The sequence below is a fragment of the Micromonospora lupini genome (assembly GCF_026342015.1).
Lineage (GTDB): Bacteria > Actinomycetota > Actinomycetes > Mycobacteriales > Micromonosporaceae > Micromonospora > Micromonospora lupini_B.
This window is the reverse complement of the sequence record NZ_JAPENL010000003.1, coordinates 1,069,055-1,085,396: the sequence shown is the minus strand read 5'-3', so window position 1 is coordinate 1,085,396 and position 16,342 is coordinate 1,069,055. Positions and strand designations below refer to the sequence as shown.

General features: G+C 73.4%; 16 protein-coding genes. 10 read left to right on the top strand and 6 right to left on the bottom strand.

The features are described from left to right. Positions 1-98: 98 nt before the first annotated feature. The 5 genes from OOJ91_RS32975 to OOJ91_RS32955 are packed head-to-tail and all read right to left on the bottom strand — an operon-like array spanning position 99 to position 5,217. Entirely contained in the window at positions 99-2,825 is a 2,727-nt protein-coding gene (locus tag OOJ91_RS32975; protein ID WP_266251262.1) for an FtsX-like permease family protein, read from the bottom strand. 44 nt (positions 2,826-2,869) lie between these two features. Then, positions 2,870-3,604, bottom strand: coding sequence for an ABC transporter ATP-binding protein (locus OOJ91_RS32970; protein WP_266251261.1), 735 nt, complete (start codon positions 3,602-3,604; stop codon positions 2,870-2,872). After that, entirely contained in the window at positions 3,601-4,203 is a 603-nt protein-coding gene (locus OOJ91_RS32965; RefSeq protein ID WP_266251260.1) for a PadR family transcriptional regulator, read from the bottom strand. The genes OOJ91_RS32970 and OOJ91_RS32965 overlap by 4 nt, the downstream gene beginning before the upstream one ends. A gap of 52 nt (positions 4,204-4,255) precedes the next feature. Beyond that, the gene (locus OOJ91_RS32960; protein ID WP_007456672.1) at positions 4,256-4,693 is read right to left on the bottom strand and encodes a ferritin-like domain-containing protein; all 438 of its coding nucleotides are present in this window, start codon (positions 4,691-4,693) and stop codon (positions 4,256-4,258) included. Next, positions 4,690-5,217 carry a hypothetical protein gene (locus OOJ91_RS32955; protein ID WP_266251259.1) on the bottom strand — a complete coding sequence of 176 codons (528 nt, stop codon included), beginning with the start codon at positions 5,215-5,217 and terminating at the stop codon, positions 4,690-4,692. The genes OOJ91_RS32960 and OOJ91_RS32955 overlap by 4 nt, the downstream gene beginning before the upstream one ends. 154 nt (positions 5,218-5,371) lie before the next feature. Between OOJ91_RS32955 and rimP the strand changes: the two genes are divergently transcribed. The 10 genes from rimP (at position 5,372) to OOJ91_RS32905 (ending at position 15,185) form a co-directional block, all read left to right on the top strand. Further along, a complete protein-coding gene (gene rimP, locus OOJ91_RS32950) occupies positions 5,372-6,091 on the top strand; it encodes a ribosome maturation factor RimP (RefSeq protein ID WP_266251258.1) in 720 nt (239 codons plus the stop codon). Further along, on the top strand, positions 6,088-7,131 hold the full coding sequence (gene nusA / locus OOJ91_RS32945; protein ID WP_266251256.1) for a transcription termination factor NusA: 1,044 nt from the start codon (positions 6,088-6,090) through the stop codon (positions 7,129-7,131). The genes rimP and nusA overlap by 4 nt, the downstream gene beginning before the upstream one ends. A gap of 16 nt (positions 7,132-7,147) precedes the next feature. After that, the gene (locus tag OOJ91_RS32940) at positions 7,148-7,480 is read left to right on the top strand and encodes a YlxR family protein (RefSeq protein ID WP_266251254.1); all 333 of its coding nucleotides are present in this window, start codon (positions 7,148-7,150) and stop codon (positions 7,478-7,480) included. Positions 7,481-7,573: 93 nt separating this feature from the next. Beyond that, positions 7,574-10,588, top strand: coding sequence for a translation initiation factor IF-2 (gene infB / locus OOJ91_RS32935; RefSeq protein ID WP_266251253.1), 3,015 nt, complete (start codon positions 7,574-7,576; stop codon positions 10,586-10,588). 90 nt (positions 10,589-10,678) lie between these two features. After that, positions 10,679-10,975 carry a DUF503 domain-containing protein gene (locus OOJ91_RS32930; RefSeq protein WP_266251251.1) on the top strand — a complete coding sequence of 99 codons (297 nt, stop codon included), beginning with the start codon at positions 10,679-10,681 and terminating at the stop codon, positions 10,973-10,975. 127 nt (positions 10,976-11,102) lie between these two features. Continuing rightward, on the top strand, positions 11,103-11,606 hold the full coding sequence (rbfA, locus tag OOJ91_RS32925; RefSeq protein ID WP_266251248.1) for a 30S ribosome-binding factor RbfA: 504 nt from the start codon (positions 11,103-11,105) through the stop codon (positions 11,604-11,606). Further along, positions 11,603-12,661 carry a DHH family phosphoesterase gene (locus OOJ91_RS32920; RefSeq protein WP_266251245.1) on the top strand — a complete coding sequence of 353 codons (1,059 nt, stop codon included), beginning with the start codon at positions 11,603-11,605 and terminating at the stop codon, positions 12,659-12,661. The genes rbfA and OOJ91_RS32920 overlap by 4 nt, the downstream gene beginning before the upstream one ends. Positions 12,662-12,784: 123 nt before the next feature. After that, positions 12,785-13,192 (top strand): hypothetical protein, encoded by a 408-nt coding sequence (locus tag OOJ91_RS32915; protein ID WP_266251243.1) that lies wholly within the window; start codon positions 12,785-12,787, stop codon positions 13,190-13,192. Continuing rightward, on the top strand, positions 13,192-13,401 hold the full coding sequence (locus OOJ91_RS32910; protein ID WP_234588302.1) for a DUF6186 family protein: 210 nt from the start codon (positions 13,192-13,194) through the stop codon (positions 13,399-13,401). Before OOJ91_RS32915 ends, OOJ91_RS32910 begins: the two co-directional genes overlap by 1 nt. A gap of 455 nt (positions 13,402-13,856) precedes the next feature. Beyond that, positions 13,857-15,185 carry an MATE family efflux transporter gene (locus tag OOJ91_RS32905; RefSeq protein ID WP_266251241.1) on the top strand — a complete coding sequence of 443 codons (1,329 nt, stop codon included), beginning with the start codon at positions 13,857-13,859 and terminating at the stop codon, positions 15,183-15,185. A 15-nt stretch (positions 15,186-15,200) separates the two neighbouring features. Here the strand turns inward: OOJ91_RS32905 and OOJ91_RS32900 are convergent, their stop codons facing one another. Continuing rightward, the gene (locus tag OOJ91_RS32900) at positions 15,201-16,217 is read right to left on the bottom strand and encodes a hypothetical protein (protein WP_266251239.1); all 1,017 of its coding nucleotides are present in this window, start codon (positions 16,215-16,217) and stop codon (positions 15,201-15,203) included. Positions 16,218-16,342 lie beyond the last annotated feature (125 nt).

Below are 16,342 nucleotides of genomic sequence, written 5' to 3'. Positions count from 1 at the left end.
GATCGTTGCGACGATCGGTGGCAGCTCAGCAGCCCGGTGTGCGGCGTGTCGAGGTGCGGGGCCGCCGACGATCGAGGACCCACGGATGACGCGTGCCCCTAGTCCAGCCGACGTTCGATCGGCAGCCGGGCACGCGTGAACAGGCCCGCGCCGAGCATCGCCACCACCGGCACCAGCACCAGCACGCCGAGCGCCGGCCACGGCACCAGGTACGGAAACGGCTCCTGCACAGGCCAGGCCGTGGCGTACTCCCGGTTGGCCGAGAACAGCACGATCGCCGCGGTGCCGAGTCCGGCCACGATGCCGAGCACCGAACCGAGACCGGCGATCACCCCGGCCTGACAGATCGCCAGCAGTCGGCGTACCGCAGGGGCAGCGCCGACCGCCGCGAGGGTGGACAGTTCGGCGCGGCCCTCGGCGGCGGCGAGCGCCGTGGCGATCCCGGCCGCGCCCACCGTGATCACGCCGGCCGCCGCGGCGAGCAGCAGCAACAGCGGTGAGTCGTCGCGCGTGGCGGTGCCCTGGGCCACGTTGAGGGAGAACGTCCCGAAGGCCCGCAGGTCGGCGGTGAAGCGCTCCTGCTCGCGCTGGCCGGGCGGCGCCGGGGTGGCGACCACCCAACCGGCCTCGACCGGTTTCAGGGCGAGGCGTCGGGTGGCGGACGGGGACAGCAGCAGGCGCGGCGAGCCGACAGCCGCCGGCAGCGCGTACCCGGGCAGCTCGATCGTGCTGGTGGTCAACTCGTCGGACCCGCCCAGAGCTTCGTTCACCTGCACCGTCACGTGGCCGTCGTGCAGGTAGCGCGGGTCGGTCACCACCACACCCCCGGAGCGCAGCACCGTCGCGGCATCGGCCGTGACCGTCGGGTCAGCGCCGGTGAGCAGCGGCAGCGCGCTGCCGTCGTCCACAAGCGTCTCCACGTAGTCCCCGTAGTAGTCCACGTCGCGGCCCTGGCAGCGCGGATCGGCCCGGGCCTGCCGGCGCTGCGCCGCTGACAGATCGTCGCCGGGCTGCCAGGGGCAGACCCGGTCGGGCGGCAGCTCGGGCGCCACGTAGCAGTAGCCGCCCGGCTCCTCGGCCGATGGGCAGGCTGCCGTCCGTACCACGGCGACCGCGGTGGCGCCGAGACGCGCTCGCGCGGTGCCGTCGATCTGGGCCAGCGTGGGGCCGGGATGCCGGGTCGACTGGTCCGGGGCGACCAGGACGTGGCCGGGGGGCAGCTCAGGCCGATAGGCGCGGGCGTCTCGGGCACCGTCGCTTGCCAGGTATCCGCCGAGCGCGACGCTGCTGGCCACCGCCGCCATGACGGCGCAGATGGCCGGCGCCGCGGCGGCCCGGTTGCGGCTGGCGTCGCGCAGCGCGATGCGGGGCGCCAGCGGCAGCACCCGGCCGAGGCGGGCGAGCACACCGATCAACGTGGGCGTGCAACAGACCAGGCCCAGCTCACCGAGGATCAGGCCGGTCAGGATCACCGGCGACGACGTCCGGGTGGCCCCGATCGCCGCGAGCGCCGCCCCACCGACCACAAGCGCCAACCCGAGGGTCAGCGCGCGGGCCCGGGACCGGGGCGGGGTACGTCGGCCGGCGAGCCCGGCGGTGACGTCCTGCCGGGCCGCGGTCCAGGCCGGCGCCAGCGCGGCCAGCACCCCGGCCAGCACCGCGACCCCGCCGAGCACGAGCAGGGCAAGGGGCCAACAGCGGTACCCGCCGAAGCGGGCGCCGAAGACGTACTGCTCCACGAGCGGACGGCCGGCGAACGCCGCGCCGACACCGAGCAGCAACCCGGCCACGGCGCCCAGCACACCCAGCACCACCCCGTCGGCGAGCACGATCCGACGCAGTTGGGCCGCGTCCCCGCCGGCCACCGCGACCAGCGCCAGGTCCCGGCGCCGACGGCGAACCCCGACGGCGAACGCGGGCCCGACCAGCAGCACGACCTCGAGCAACCCCAGGCCGGCGATCAGCACCCCGGTGCTCAGGTCGGTGGTGTCGGCGTCGCCGAACCAGGACCGGGACGACGTCGTCGAAGCGGGCAGGTGGCGGGGCGCGACCACCACCCCGTGGTCGTTGAGCCGCGACATCATGGCCTCGTCGACGCCGCCGGGCACGTCGACCAGCCAGCGGATGTCCGTCTGTGGATCGGCCCGGCCGACGGCCGCCGGGTGCAGCACCACCACCGGGCCGAGGTCGTCGGGAAACTCGACCACCCCGACCACCGTGTACGCCCTCGTCCCGTCGGCGGTGGCCACGGCCTCGCCCAGGCGTACGTCCAGGCGGCGCAGCGCCACAGGGCTCACGGCGACCTCGCCGGGCTGCTGCGGCGCCCTCCCGGACCGGAACCGCACCAGGCTTCGGGCCAGCGGGTCGGTGAGGTCGAGGATCCGCCCAGCCAGGGTCTCGTCGCCTCGCGGGCCCCGCACCGTCACCGGGCTCCCGGCGCGGATCTCGGTGGCCCGGCTGCGGGGGCCGAGCAACGCGGTCACCTCTGCGGCGGTGACCGTCCGGCCGGCCTGCGCCTGGCCGCCGTCCCGGGAATACCAGCCGTCGCCCCCCTCGTCCTGGACGACAGGGGTCTCGGCCACCCACCGCAGCTCCGCGTCGGCGACGCCGAGGCGGCGGTCGACACGCTCCTGCGGGGTCAGCTCCGCCATGTCGTAGCTCGCGGCCAGGAAGGCCAGCACCAGAACCGGCAGGGCGATCATCGCGAGCACCAGGGCGGTACGCCGACGCGCCCGGCGCGACTCCCGTCGGGCGATCCGCAGCGCCGCCCGCCAGGAGCCGGCCAGTTCGGCGAACCGTCGCCGGCCGGGAGGCGCACGGTCCACCGGGGCGCCCGGATGGCCGCGTGCCCGCTGCCTCCGCAGGAGGGTCAACTGTCGCTTCCGGACAGCAGTTGCTCGACGCTGCCCAGGGGTGCCGTCGTGTCGACAAGCACGCCGTCGCGCAGGAACACCACCCGGTCGGCCCAGCCGGCGTGGCGCGCCTCGTGGGTGACGAGGATGCCTGCGGCGCCCGCGTCGACCCGGCGGCGCAGCAGGTGCAGCACCGCCTCGCCGGTCTGCGAGTCAAGCGCCCCGGTGGGTTCGTCGGCGAGCACCAGCCGCCGCTCGCCGACAAGCGCGCGGGCGATCGCGACCCGCTGCTGCTGACCACCGGAGAGCTGGTCGGGGAAGCGGTCACCGAGCGCCGGAAGGCCCACCTCGGTAAGCGCGGCCAGGGCCGCCGCGCGGGCCCGTCGGCCGCCGATGCCGTCGAGTTCCAGCGGGAGCGCGACGTTCTCCAACGCGCTCAGGCTGGCCAGCAGGTTGAGCTGCTGGAAGATGTAACCGATGCGGCGGCGGCGCAGCTGGGCCAGCCCACGGCGATCCAACGCCCCGAGCGGCTGGCCCTCGACCCGGACGTCGCCGCGGGTCGGGCGGTCCAGCCCACCGGCGAGGGCCAGCAGCGTCGACTTGCCCGAGCCGGACGGACCCATCACGGCGACCAGTTCGCCCGGCCGGACGACCAGGCTGACACCGCGCAGCGCGTGGACCGCCGCCGGGCCGGCGCCATGGGTGCGGTGGACGGCGCGCAGCTCCAGCACCGCGTCGTCCGGTCCGCTCACCGTCGCGCCTCCTCGTCGGCCCACCGCGCGCCGTCGGACGCCCCGCCGTCGGGCGGCCGGGGTGGGGGCGGCGTCGGCCGGTTGGGCTGGTGCCGGACCAGGCTGCTCTCGCAGTGGTCCAGCCACCGCACCTCGGCCTCGGCCTGGAACACCATCGAGTCCAGCACCAGTCGCCACGGCAGGTCCTCCGGGCGGTCACTGCCGTACTTCAACCGGGTCAACTCCTGCAGCGTGCGCATCGTCGCGCTGCGCTGGGCCTGCACCACCGAGCGGACGTCCACTCCGGGGGTGGTGAGCGCCAGGGCCAGTTTGATCGCCAGCTCGTCGCGGGGCCTGTCGTTGCGGCTGATCGGGGTGGCGAACCACAGCGCGAGGTCCGCCCGGCCGGCGTCGGTGATCTCGTACGGGCGCTGCCCGGCCTCGCTCTCCGGCAGCGGGCGCACCAGACCGTCCCGTTCCAGCCGGGACAGCGTGGTGTAGACCTGCCCGATGTTCAGCGGCCACGTCGAGCCGGTCGACTCCTCGAATGCGGCGCGCAGCTGGTAGCCGTACATCTGGCCGCGCTCGAGGAGGGCGAGCAGCCCGTGACGGATGGACATGGCAACGGAGTATGCATACCTGGTATGCGCTCCGCAACCGGAGCGGACCGGTTCAGGTCGGGCGGCCGGGAAATGCGACAGTCGGCGGTGTCACACCGGCGGTCTTGCGCCACCGCGTGGCCCGTACGGCGTACTCGACGAGGGCGGCAAGCGCCTGGTCGCGGTCGGGGCCGGTGGTGGACGCCAGCGCGGCCCGCCAGTGCGCCGCCGTGCGCTCCTCCACCTCGACTGCCAGCCGCAACGCGCTCGCCCGGTCGGTGACGGGGAACGGCAGCGCGTACCCGGCCCGCCCCGGCGGAACGGTGCCCCCGGTGGTGCTGAGCTGCACCACGAGCGCGTCGCGCCGGCGTCGGTGGGCGGCCTCCGCCTGGTGTGCGGATTCGCGCGCCGCCCCGGTGAGCCGGACGCCGATCCGCCCGTAGGCGTAGATGGCCGCGTACTCGGCGGAGAGGACTGCGGCGAGCGCCTCCCCAGCGGTCGGCTGCCTCACTTCAGTGCCTCCTGGTGGGTGGCCCGCGCGGCGGCGATCGACCCGAGCAGCGCCGCCCGCTCGGCGGGCGCGGCCGCGCAGGCGGCGGTGGCGGACTGTTGTGCGGTCTTCTCCCGCGCGCGCAGGGCGGCCAGCGCGGCGGCCGGCTCGGTCGCCGTGGTGGCGCTCGGGTCGGCGGCGGGCGCCGACGGGAGGGCGACGCCGACGACCCGGGCCAGCTCGGTGGCGTGCGCGGTGTGTGTCTCGGCGATGGGGCCGAGGCGGTCGGCAAGCTCCGGCTGGGCGGCGGCGGTCGCCCGGTACGCCGCGGCCAGGCCCAGCGACTCGTCGACCATCGGGCGCAGCGGGTCCGGCGGTGGTGCCGGCTGGTCGTCGCGGTCGAAAAGATCACAGCCGGTCAGCGACGTCGCGGCGCCGCCGAGCGTCAGCAGCGCCCCGGCGCGCAGGAGCTTTCGCCGGGTATGCCCGGAAACTTGGTCACGCGGTGTCGTTCTGCCGATCCCCACCGGGCAAGTGAACACCATCCCCGCCGGTCCGGGGGCCACCGCCGTCGGTGCGCCGCCCGGTCCGCCGACGGGCAGGCGCGTTACGCTCTGCGCAGCCACCGGCGCGTCCGCTCCGGTGGCGTGCCGGCATGGCGGGACGAGCGTCCCGGTCGACCAGGGAGAGGGTGCGCAGATGACGCAGCGTGGCCGTGCCACCAGGTCGACGGGTCGACCCCGCGACGGCGCGGGCGCCCGCGGTCCGCGCGACGCCGCCGGTCCGCGCGGCGGCGGTGACCTCGCCGCACGGCGTACCCGGTTGCGGGCCGTGATCGAGCCGGTGGTCAACGGCGCCGGCTACGACCTGGAGGACCTGTCGGTCTCCCGGGCCGGCCGCCGACACGTGGTGCGGGTGATCGTGGACCGCGACGGTGGGATCGACCTGGACGCCGTCGCGGACGTCTCCCGCGCCGTCTCCAGCGCCCTGGACGCCGCGGAGGAGTCCGGCGGCGACATTCTCGCTGGGGAATACCAGCTCGAGGTCAGTTCGCCGGGCGTGGACCGACCGCTCACCCTGCCCCGGCACTGGCGGCGCAATGTGGGCCGGCTGGTCAAGGTCACCGTCCGGGGCGCGGTCGCGCTGCCCGGCCAGCGCGGCGAGCAGCCCTCCGGCGACCGCCAGCTGACCGGCCGGGTGGTCGGGGCCGACGACGAGGGCGTGCGGCTGGAGACCGACGACGGCCAGACCCTGTGGGCGTACGCCCAGCTGGGCCCGGGCCGGGTGCAGGTCGAGTTCACCCGCCTCGCCGAGCTGGGTGAGCCGGAGGACGAGTTCGACGACGCGGACGAGACCGACGAGATCGACGATTCAGACGACATCGACGACGAAGATGATGTGGAGGACGAGGAGAGGTGAACATCGACCTCGCGGCGCTGCGCGCACTCGAGCGCGAGCGGGAGATCCCGTTCGACACGATTCTCGCGGCGATCGAGACCGCGTTGCTGACCGCCTATCGGCACACCGACGGCGCCGAGCCGCACGCCCGGGTGGAGATCGACCGCAAGTCCGGCGCGGCCCTGGTGTACGCGCAGGAGATGGACGACGACGGCTCCCTGGTGCGCGAGTGGGACGACACCCCGCACGACTTCGGCCGGATCGCCGCGATGACCGCCAAGCAGGTGATCCTCCAGCGTCTGCGGGAGGCCACCGACGAGGTGCACTTCGGCGAGTACGTGGGTCGCGAGGGTGACCTGGTCACCGGCGTGGTGCAGGCGCACGAGACCCGTACCGAGAAGGGCATCGTCAGCGTCGACCTGGGCAAGCTGGAGGGTGTGCTGCCGCAGTCCGAGCAGGTGCCCGGCGAGCGGTACGCGCACGGCGAGCGGGTCCGGTGCGTGGTGGTGCACGTGGCCAAGGGCATGCGCGGGCCGCAGATCACCCTGTCCCGGTCGCACCCGGCCCTGGTCAAGAAGCTGTTCGCGCTGGAGGTCCCGGAGATCGCCGACGGCACTGTGGAGATCGGCGCGATCGCCCGTGAGGCAGGTCACCGTACGAAGATCGCCGTCCGCTCCACGACCCCCGGCGTGAACGCCAAGGGCGCCTGCATCGGCCCGATGGGCCAGCGGGTGCGCGCGGTGATGAGCGAGCTGCACGGTGAGAAGATCGACATCATCGACTGGTCGGACGACCCGGCCACCTTCGTCGGCAATGCGTTGTCGCCGGCCAAGGCGCTGCGTGTCGAGGTGGTGGATCTGGCCGGCCGGGCCGCTCGGGTGACGGTCCCGGATTTCCAGCTCTCGCTCGCCATCGGCCGCGAGGGGCAGAATGCCCGACTCGCTGCCCGGTTGACCGGTTGGCGGATCGACATCCGGTCCGACGCGGAGCAGACCACGCCGGCCGCGCGCGGCGCGGCCGAGCCCGTGCGGGAGCCGGGCGGAGCGATCTCGGGCAGCTAGGGGTAGACTTCCTCCAGTGGTACGACGCGCGCAGCCGGAGCGCACCTGTGTGGGTTGCCGGCAACGTGCGCCGGCCAGCGAATTGCTGCGGGTCGTCGCGATCGGGGACGAGGCTGGTCACAGCCTCCGGCCTGATCCGCGCCGCAGGCTGCCGGGTCGGGGAGCGAACATGCACCCGGATCCGGCCTGCTTCGCGCTGGCGGTGCGGCGCCGCGCCTTCGGGCGAGCGCTGCGCATCACCGAGGTCCTCGACCACGGTGTGCTGGCAGAGCACGTCGATGCGCCAACCACTACGTCCGGTCAGCCCGACCGGGCGAGGGTCGCTAGCAGGGTAGGACGACCGACATGAGCACACGATGAAGTCCCTGAAATGACCAGGCTTCAAGTGCACGAGTGAGGTCGCTGCGGGTGCTGCCCGCACGACCTCGGAGTGAGGAGTGCAGTGGCAGGCAAGGCCCGCGTTCACGAGCTTGCAAAAGAGCTCGGGGTCGAGAGTAAGACCGTTCTCGCCAAGCTGAAGGAAATGGGCGAGTTCGTCAAGTCCGCGTCCAGCACTGTCGAGGCGCCCGTCGCCCGACGGCTGCGCAACGCTTTCGTCGCGTCTTCCGGTGCTCCGGCGCCGGCCGCCCCGTCGGCGCCCGCGCCGACGCCGGCTTCGACGCCGACCCCGACGCCGTCTCCGACCCCGGGCGCCCCCCGGGTCTCGGCGAAGCCGATGCCGCCTCGGCGGCCGGCCGCGCCGGCACCCGGTCCGAAGCCCAAGGGTCCGGTGCCCGGTGCGCCGCAGTCCGCGGCCCCGGTCGCCAAGCCGGCGAGTGCCCACGACATCGAGGTGGCGGCCGCGGAGGCGCGTGCCGCCGCGCTGAAGGCTGAGCAGGAGGCCGCGGTCAAGGCCGCGCAGGCCGCCCGCCAGCAGCAGCGGGACAACCCCGTTCGCCGGGAGCCTCCGGCCGACGGCAACCGCCCCGGTCCGCGGCCTGGTCCGGCCGCGATGCCGCCCCGTCCCGGTTCGCCGGCCGCTCGGCCGAACACGCCGGCGCCGGGTCCCGGTGCCCGACCGGGCGGTCGTCCGCCGGCGCGCGGCGCCGGTAACAACCCGTTCGGTATCCAGGGTGGCCAGCAGCAGCGGCCGCCGGCCGCGGGTGCGGGTGGCCCCCGGCCCAACAGCCCGGCGGGCATGCCGCCGCGGCCGAGCCCGAACTCCATGCCGCCGCGGCCCAGCCCGGCGTCCATGCCGAGTCAGCGTCCGGCTGCCGGTCGTCCCGGCCCGGGTGGCGCGGGTCGTCCCGGTGGCGGCGCAGGTCGCCCCGGTGGCGGTGGCGGCGGCTTCCGTGGTGGTCCCGGCGGCGGCGCCGGTGGTGGCGGCGGTTACCGCGGCGGCCCCGGTGGCGGCGCGGGTGCCGGCGGTGGCGGTGGCTACCGTGGTGGTCCCGGCGGCGGTGGCGGTGCTCCCGGCGGCGGTTTCCGTCCGGGTGCTCCCTCCGGTGGCGGTGGCCGTCCGGGTGCGGGTGGTCGTGGCCGTGGCGGCGGCGCCGCGGGTGCCTTCGGGCGTCCGGGTGGCCGGCCGACGCGCGGTCGCAAGTCCAAGAAGCAGCGCAGACAGGAGTTCGACAACCTGTCGGCTCCGACCATGAGCTCGGGTGCTCCCCGGGGTCAGGGTCAGGTCGTCAGGCTCTCCCGTGGCGCCTCGCTGTCGGACTTCGCTGACAAGATCAACGCCAACCCGGGTTCGCTGGTCCAGGAGATGTTCAACCTGGGCGAGATGGTCACCGCGACCCAGTCCTGTTCTGACGACACCCTGCAGCTGCTGGGTGAGCACCTGGGCTTCGACATCCAGATCGTCAGCCCGGAGGACGAGGACCGCGAGCTGCTCGCGCAGTTCAACATCGACCTCGACGCGGAGGTGGCCGAGGAGCGTCTGGTCAGTCGTGCGCCGGTCGTGACCGTCATGGGTCACGTCGACCACGGTAAGACCAAGCTGCTCGACGCGATCCGTAAGGCGAACGTCGTGGCCGGTGAGGCGGGTGGCATCACCCAGCACATCGGCGCCTACCAGGTGCACGTCCCGCATGAGGGCGAGGACCGGGCGGTCACGTTCATCGACACCCCGGGCCACGAGGCGTTCACCGCCATGCGTGCCCGTGGCGCCCAGGTGACGGACGTCGTGATCCTTGTGGTCGCGGCCGACGACGGCGTGATGCCGCAGACCATCGAGGCGTTGAACCACGCCAAGGCGGCCGACGTGCCGATCGTGGTCGCGGTCAACAAGGTCGACAAGCCGGAGGCCAACCCGGACAAGGTCCGCCAGCAGCTGACCGAGTACGGCCTGGTCGCCGAGGAGTACGGCGGCGACACCATGTTCGTCAACGTGGCCGCGAAGCCGGGCATCGGCATCGAGGAACTGCTCGAGGCTGTCCTGCTGACCGCCGACGCGTCGCTGGAGCTCACCGCGCCGATCGACGGGCCGGCGCAGGGTGTGGCCATCGAGGCGCACCTGGACAAGGGTCGCGGTGCGGTGGCGACGGTGCTCGTGCAGAAGGGCACCCTGCGGGCGGGCGACTCGATCGTCGCCGGTGGGGCGCACGGCCGGGTCCGGGCCATGCTCGACGAGAACGGCAACCAGCTCACCGAGGCCGGTCCGGCGCGTCCGGTCATGGTGCTGGGTCTGACCGCGCCTCCCGGCGCGGGCGACACGTTCCTCGCCGCGGCGGACGACCGTACGGTGCGGCAGATCGCCGAGCAGCGGCAGGCACGGCGGCGGGCGGCGTCCTTCGCCAACTCCCGTGGTCGGGCCACTCTTGAGACGCTCATGGAGCAGCTCAAGGAGGGCGAGAAGACGTCGCTCAACCTCATCCTCAAGGGCGATGTCTCCGGTTCGGTGGAGGCCCTGGAGGACGCGCTGTTCAATCTCGACATCCCCGAGGAGGTCCAGCTCAAGGTCCTCGACCGGGGCGTCGGCGCGATCACCGAGAGCAACGTCATGCTCGCGAGTGCCTCGTCGGAGCCGGTCACGATCATCGGCTTCAACGTGCGGGCCTCGAACAAGGTCCGCGAGATGGCCGACCGCGAGGGCGTGGAGATCCGGTACTACACGATCATCTACCAGGCCATCGAGGAGATCGAGGCAGCGCTCAAGGGCCTGCTCAAGCCGGAGTACGAGGAGGTCGAGCTGGGCAGCGCGGAGATCCGCGACGTCTTCCGCTCGTCCAAGATCGGCAACATCTCCGGTTGTATCGTCCGGTCGGGCATCATCCGACGCAACGCGAAGGCTCGCCTGCTGCGGGACGGGGCGGTCGTGGCGGACAACCTCACGATCACCTCGCTCAAGCGGTTCAAGGACGACGCCACCGAGGTCCGCGAGGGCTTCGAGTGTGGTCTGACCCTGGGTGGCTACAACAACGTCCAGGTCGGCGACGTCATCGAGACCTTCGAGATGCGGGAGAAGGCTCGCGCCTGATCCGGCAGTGACACGCTGATCAAGGGGTTTACGCCGCACGGCGTAAACCCCTTGATCATGCGAGGTGGGTTGGCGGTATCGTCCGGGACGATGTTTACCGGAACCGCGGTCTTCGACCTGCTGCTGCCGGGTGACTCCCGGTCGCTCAAAGCCAAGAGATCATATGTACGGCCGATCGTGGCGGCACTGCGCCGCTTCGAGGTCTCGGCCGCCGAGGTGGGTGCGCTCGATCTGCACGGTCGAGCGGAGATAGCGGTGGCCGTGGTCGCCGCCGAGACGGCGCACGTCCGCGAGGTGCTCGACTCCTGTGAGCGCCTGGTGGCCGCGCGCCCCGAGGTCGAGTTGCTGTCGGTCCGACGCCGGCTGTACGGCGTGGACGACGACTGACTCAGGGTGCCGGCGGTGCCGGGCGACCGGTGCCGCCGCGCAGGTAGTGTTCGAGATGTTGGCCGGTCGGCCGGCGGCCCCCTGGTCGTCGGGTCGGCCGGGAGCAGGACGCCGTGGAGGTGGCGAGATGTCTGATCCGGCCAAGGTACGCCGGCACGCGGAACGGGTGCGTGAGCTGGTCGCGTCGGTGGTGCGGAGCCAGATCAAGGACCCGCGGCTCGGCATGATCACCATCACCGACGCCCGGATCACCGCTGACCTGCGTGACGCGACGGTCTTCTACACGGTCCTCGGCGACGCGGTGGCCCAGGCGGACACCGCTGCGGCTCTGGAGAGCGCCAAGGGGCTGCTGCGCAGCACTGTCGGCAAGGCGCTCGGGCTGCGGCACTCGCCGACGCTCACCTTCGTCCTGGACGACGTACAGGACCAGGTCAAGCACATCGACGACCTGCTCGCCGCCGCCCGCAACGCCGACGCGGAGGTGCAGCGGCTCGCCGCCCGCGCGGAGTACGCGGGCGAGGCGCAGCCGTACCGGGTCGACGACGACGAGACCGACGACGACGAGACCGACGACGAGGCCGACGTGGCCGCGGATGTCACGGAGCAGCCCCGGGGTGGGGCAGCGCGGTGACGGCCGCCGCCGGTGCTCAACTCGCCGCGACGGTCGACACCGGCCCGGCCGAGGCGGACTGGGCCGCGGCGGAGGCGCTGATCCGTGCCCTCCCGTCGACGAGCCGGGTGCTGTTGATCTGCCACGTCAACCCGGACGGCGACGCGCTGGGCAGCATGCTCGGCTTCGGGCTGGGCCTGCGCCAGTTGGGCGTACACCTGTTGCAGGCGACCTTCCCCGGGCCGCCGGAGGTGCCCGACCCGTTCCGGGGGCTGCCCGGCCTGGAGCTGCTGGTCCCGGCTAGCGCTGCCGACCCGGCTCCGGATCTGGTGATCTGCTTCGACGCGGCAAGCGAGTCGCGCCTTGGCGAGCTGGCCGGTCGGTTGTCGACGGCGTCCGCCGCTCTGGTGCTCGACCACCATGCCTCGAACCCGGGCTTCGGCACCGTCAACCTGGTCGACCCGCGGGCCGCCGCCACGTCGGTGGTCGCCGAGCAGTTGTTGGCGCGACTGGGCGTACCGCTTGATCGGGCCATCGCCGAGTGCCTGTACGTGGCGCTGACCACTGACACCGGCTCGTTCCGGTTCGAGGCGACCACTCCGGCGGTGCACCAGTTGGCCGCCCGCCTGCTGGCCACCGGCATCTCACCCGGGGACATCTCCCGGCGGGTGTTCGACACCCGACCCTTCGGCGCGGTCCGCCTCTTCGGGGAGGTGCTCGGCCGTGCCCGGCTGGAGCCGGCCGCCGCCGACGGCCGAGGGCTGGTGTGGACCTTCGCCACCCTCGACGACCTGGCCCGCCACGACCAGCGGCCGTACGTCCTGGAGGCGCTCATCGACTCGGTGCGCTGCACCGCCGAGGCGGACGTGAGCTGCGTGCTGAAGCAGACCGCCTCGGACGAGTGGGCCGTGTCGATGCGGAGCAAGGGCGCGGTGAACGTCAGCCGCGTGGCGGTGGCGCTGGGCGGGGGTGGCCACACGTTCGCGGCCGGGTTCACCGGCCGGGGCACCGCCGAGCAGGTCATCGAGGCGATCCGCGGCGAGCTGACCGGGGCGCTGCTCACCGGCGACGCCTGACCGGCTGCGGGCCGTCCGGCGTACGGGCGGCGGTGACCGTGTCCGCCGGGGCCGGGAAGTTCAGGGTCAGCTCCGGGGAGTGTCGGTCTTCCCGCGCTCCGTGATAGCGGGAAGAATTGCGGGATGGAGCAGCCGCACGATCTCACCGTGGAGGCCCCCCGAGCCTGGGACCGGCCCGCCGTCTCCGTTCCGGTTCTCCTCTGCCTGTCCCTCGTCGGTGGCCGGTTCGCGTCCTTCTCCACCGAGGCGAATCTCTACACGCTGGGCACCGGCGGCGTGTTGATCTGGCTCGGTCTGAGCAACCGGGTGCCGCGGCGGCCGGCGCCGCGTCGGCTGGGTGCGGGAGCGGCGTGGTGGGCGTTGCCGGTGGTGGTCTTCGGCGTCTTCGAGGGTGCGACCTTCGTGCTGGCCGTGGGCGACGACTTCCCCACCTTCTCCCGGCTGGCCGATCCCCTTCTGGAGGATCATCTGACCCGGTCGGTGGCCTGGTTCGCCTGGCTGGCCGCGTTCTGGGGGTTGGTGCGGCGATGATGCGGGCGCTCGCTATCGGCGGTTTCCTCACCGCGCTCGCCCTGTTCGTCGGGGTCGAGTGGTTGGCCCGGCGGGAGGGTTCCCGCATCCCGACCCTGGGTGAGGTCTGCGCGTACGTGATGCGGTACGAGGTCGGTTCGGTGCCGGTGGGCAGGATCGGTCTGTTCGGGTTCTGGTGGTGGCTGGGCTGGCACTTCCTGGCCCGCTGAGCCGGGTGCCCGACCGTCCAAATGGCGGGAACCGGGAGCAGCATGTGGACCTGAACGATAACTTGGGAGGCGGCCGGCACCACGTTGTGGCGCAGGTCGTGGGCGGTGGTGCCACACCTCGCGCTGCCTCCCTCCAGGGTCGGACCGACCCGGGCTCACGCTGCCCAGCCGGCTGCTCCGGTAACCCCGGACCGCCGTGGGGCGCTCAGCACGACCGCCCGTGAGGGCTGCCGCGTGCCGGTGGCTCGCACCCTGGAAGGAGCGCCACCATGCCGAACAAGCCCAAGCCCGAGACCACCAAGACCACCACCGACGACGCCCGCGAGCAGGCCCGCCGCGCGCTGCAGACGTCGATGGACACCCGCCAGTAGATCCGCCGGCCGGTGACGTCGCCGATTGAGTAAGCCCTCGGTGGGATTGCGATCCTTACCGTGGTCGTGCCAGGATCGGCGGCGATGAGCCACGCCCCCAGCGCCACCGCCACCGGATCCGCCTCACCGCGCCGGATCGCCGGCCTCGCGTTGCCGGCCCTCGTGGTGCTGGCCGCCGAGCCGCTCTACGTGCTCGTCGACACGGCAGTCGTCGGTCACCTCGGCCGGGTGCCCCTCGCGGCGCTCGCCGTCGGCGGCACCGTGATGACGCTCACCGCCTGGCTCGGCACCGTCGTCGCGTACGGCACCACCGGGCGGTCGGCCCGCCGCTTCGGCGCCGGCGACCGGGCGGCGGCCGTGGCCGAGGGAGTCCAGTCGTCGTGGCTCGCGTTCGGCGTCGGGCTGCTGGTCGCGATCGGCATGCAGATCGGCGGGGGCGCGTTGGCGCGTACCCTCGCCGGAGGTGGCGGCGACGTGGCCGACGCCGCCGCCCAATGGCTGCGGATCGCGGCGCTCGGCGCCCCTGGCCTGCTGCTCGCCGCCGCCGGCAACGGCTGGCTGCGCGGCGTGCAGGACACCCGCCGGCCGCTGCTCTTCGTGCTCGGCCCCAACCTGCTCTCCGCGCTGCTCTGCCCGCTGCTGGTCTATTCCGGCGGGCTCGGCCTGACCGGTTCGGCGATCGCCAACGTGGTCGCCCAGACGATCGCCGGTGGGCTCTTCGCCGCGGCGCTGGTCGCCGAACGGGTGTCGCTGCGGCCCCGACCCCGGGTGATCCGCCAGCAACTCGTGCTCAGCCGCGACCTGCTGATCCGGGGCGTGGCGTTCCAGGCCAGCTTCCTCTCCGCGACAGCCGTCGCCGCCCGCTTCGGCGCCGCCGCCGTCGGCGCACACCAGATCGCCCTGCAACTCTGGTTCTTCACGGCGCTGGTGCTCGACGCCCTCGCCATCGCCGCGCAGTCCCTGGTCGGCGCCGCGCTCGGGGCCGGCGACGCGGCGGAAGCCCGCGCGCTGGCCCGCCGGATCGGCCTGCTCGGCGGCGTCTGCGGCGTCGCCTTCGCGCTGCTCATCGCCGCCGGCGCAGGCGTCGTGCCGTCCTGGTTCAGCTCCGACGAGCAGGTACGCGAGCAGGCAATGGTGGCCTGGCCGTGGTTCGTCGCCATGCAGCCGCTGGCCGGAGTGGTGTTCGCGCTCGACGGCGTGCTGATCGGCGCCGGCGACGGGCGCTACCTGCGCAACCTCACCATCGTGGCGGCGCTCGGCGGTTTCCTGCCGGCCATCTGGCTGGCGTACGGGCTGGACCTGGGGCTGGGCGGCATCTGGGCCGGGCTCGCCCTCTTCGTGGCGATCCGCCTCGTCGCCCTGCTGCTGCGGTTGCGCGGTGGCGGCTGGGCGGTGGTCGGGGCCGTGCGCTGACGGTCCGCCCCCGGCTCAGCAGTTCTCGCCGTCGCCGGGACGCCATCCCGGGCCGTAGACGTCCCCGGTCGGCGCGGTGTTCGGCAGGCCCACCGCGGGCGCGGTGTCCAGGTCGATCCGACCCTTCCGGATCGCCGCGCAGGTCGCGTTGAACACCGTCACGTCGGCGCTGTCCACCCACAGCCCCGCCGAGCCCGCCCGCACGTCGTCGTGGTGCGGCAGGTGCCAGACGACCTGGTCCCGGAGGGTGACGAGTTCGGCGCCCGGGGCGTACGCCTGCGGGCGGGGCAGGTCGAAGGGGTAGACCCAGATGAACCGGGTGGTGATCGCCAGGACCCGGACTCCGTCGCTGTCAGTCGTCGACAGGTACTCCACGGTGCCGCTGGCCCGGATGCCGTCGGCGAGTTCGAGGCTCGGGTCGGTGCCGCGGTCGACCTGGGTGGCGTAGTTCAGGCTCGTCCCCTGCGTGAAGTCCTTGCCCAGGTAGGTGCGGGCGTCCGGGGCCAGGAGAGCGAGGAACTGGTCCGGATCGCCGAAGAGCATGGACGGGTCGAGCCGGCTCTGGATCAACGCGTTCTTGACCTTTGCCAACGCGTCACCGACCTGCTTGGCGGTGAACGGAGCGGCAGCCTTGGCCGTCGGGAGCGTGATCGCCGCCGCACCCACGGCGAAGGTCTCCGCGGGCGTGCCGACGTACGGTCCGAGGCTGTTGCCGCTCTCGTCGACCGGCCGGGGAGGCGTCGTGGAGGAGCCCCGGTCCAGCAGCGGCTCCCCGTCGTGGATCCGCTGCACGGCGCTGTACCCACTCCACGCCAGCACGGCCAGCAGGGCAAGCGCGACCAGCCCACCGACACCGCCGAGCAGCTTGCCCGCATGCTGCTCCCAGCTCAGCCGCAGCCGATCCGTGCCGGTCACGGGGGTCTCGGTCGCCGTACTCCGCATCCAGTCCGGCACCCGGATGTCGTCGGTCTCGCTGGCGACCGCGTACCGGTCTGTGGTGTTCGGCGGGCTGGTGGGGTCTTCGCTGGTCATCGTGACGTCCTGGTTCGGCGGGAGCGGGCGAGTGATCTTCGCATCCGGCCGACGGTGGTGCTGTCCCGTTCGGCGTCTACAGCGCCAGCGGGCATCAGGGCGCCGCCGTGGCGGCAGCGGGCCGG

Coding starts and splice junctions, on each gene's coding strand:
- OOJ91_RS32955 (WP_266251259.1), bottom strand. CDS start 5,217: ATGGTGTTCACTTGCCCGGTGGGGATCGGCAGAACGACACCGCGTGAC.
- OOJ91_RS32905 (WP_266251241.1), top strand. CDS start 13,857: ATGAGCCACGCCCCCAGCGCCACCGCCACCGGATCCGCCTCACCGCGC.
- rbfA (WP_266251248.1), top strand. CDS start 11,103: ATGTCTGATCCGGCCAAGGTACGCCGGCACGCGGAACGGGTGCGTGAG.
- OOJ91_RS32910 (WP_234588302.1), top strand. CDS start 13,192: ATGCGGGCGCTCGCTATCGGCGGTTTCCTCACCGCGCTCGCCCTGTTC.
- rimP (WP_266251258.1), top strand. CDS start 5,372: ATGACGCAGCGTGGCCGTGCCACCAGGTCGACGGGTCGACCCCGCGAC.
- OOJ91_RS32900 (WP_266251239.1), bottom strand. CDS start 16,217: ATGACCAGCGAAGACCCCACCAGCCCGCCGAACACCACAGACCGGTAC.
- OOJ91_RS32915 (WP_266251243.1), top strand. CDS start 12,785: ATGGAGCAGCCGCACGATCTCACCGTGGAGGCCCCCCGAGCCTGGGAC.
- OOJ91_RS32930 (WP_266251251.1), top strand. CDS start 10,679: ATGTTTACCGGAACCGCGGTCTTCGACCTGCTGCTGCCGGGTGACTCC.
- OOJ91_RS32965 (WP_266251260.1), bottom strand. CDS start 4,203: ATGTCCATCCGTCACGGGCTGCTCGCCCTCCTCGAGCGCGGCCAGATG.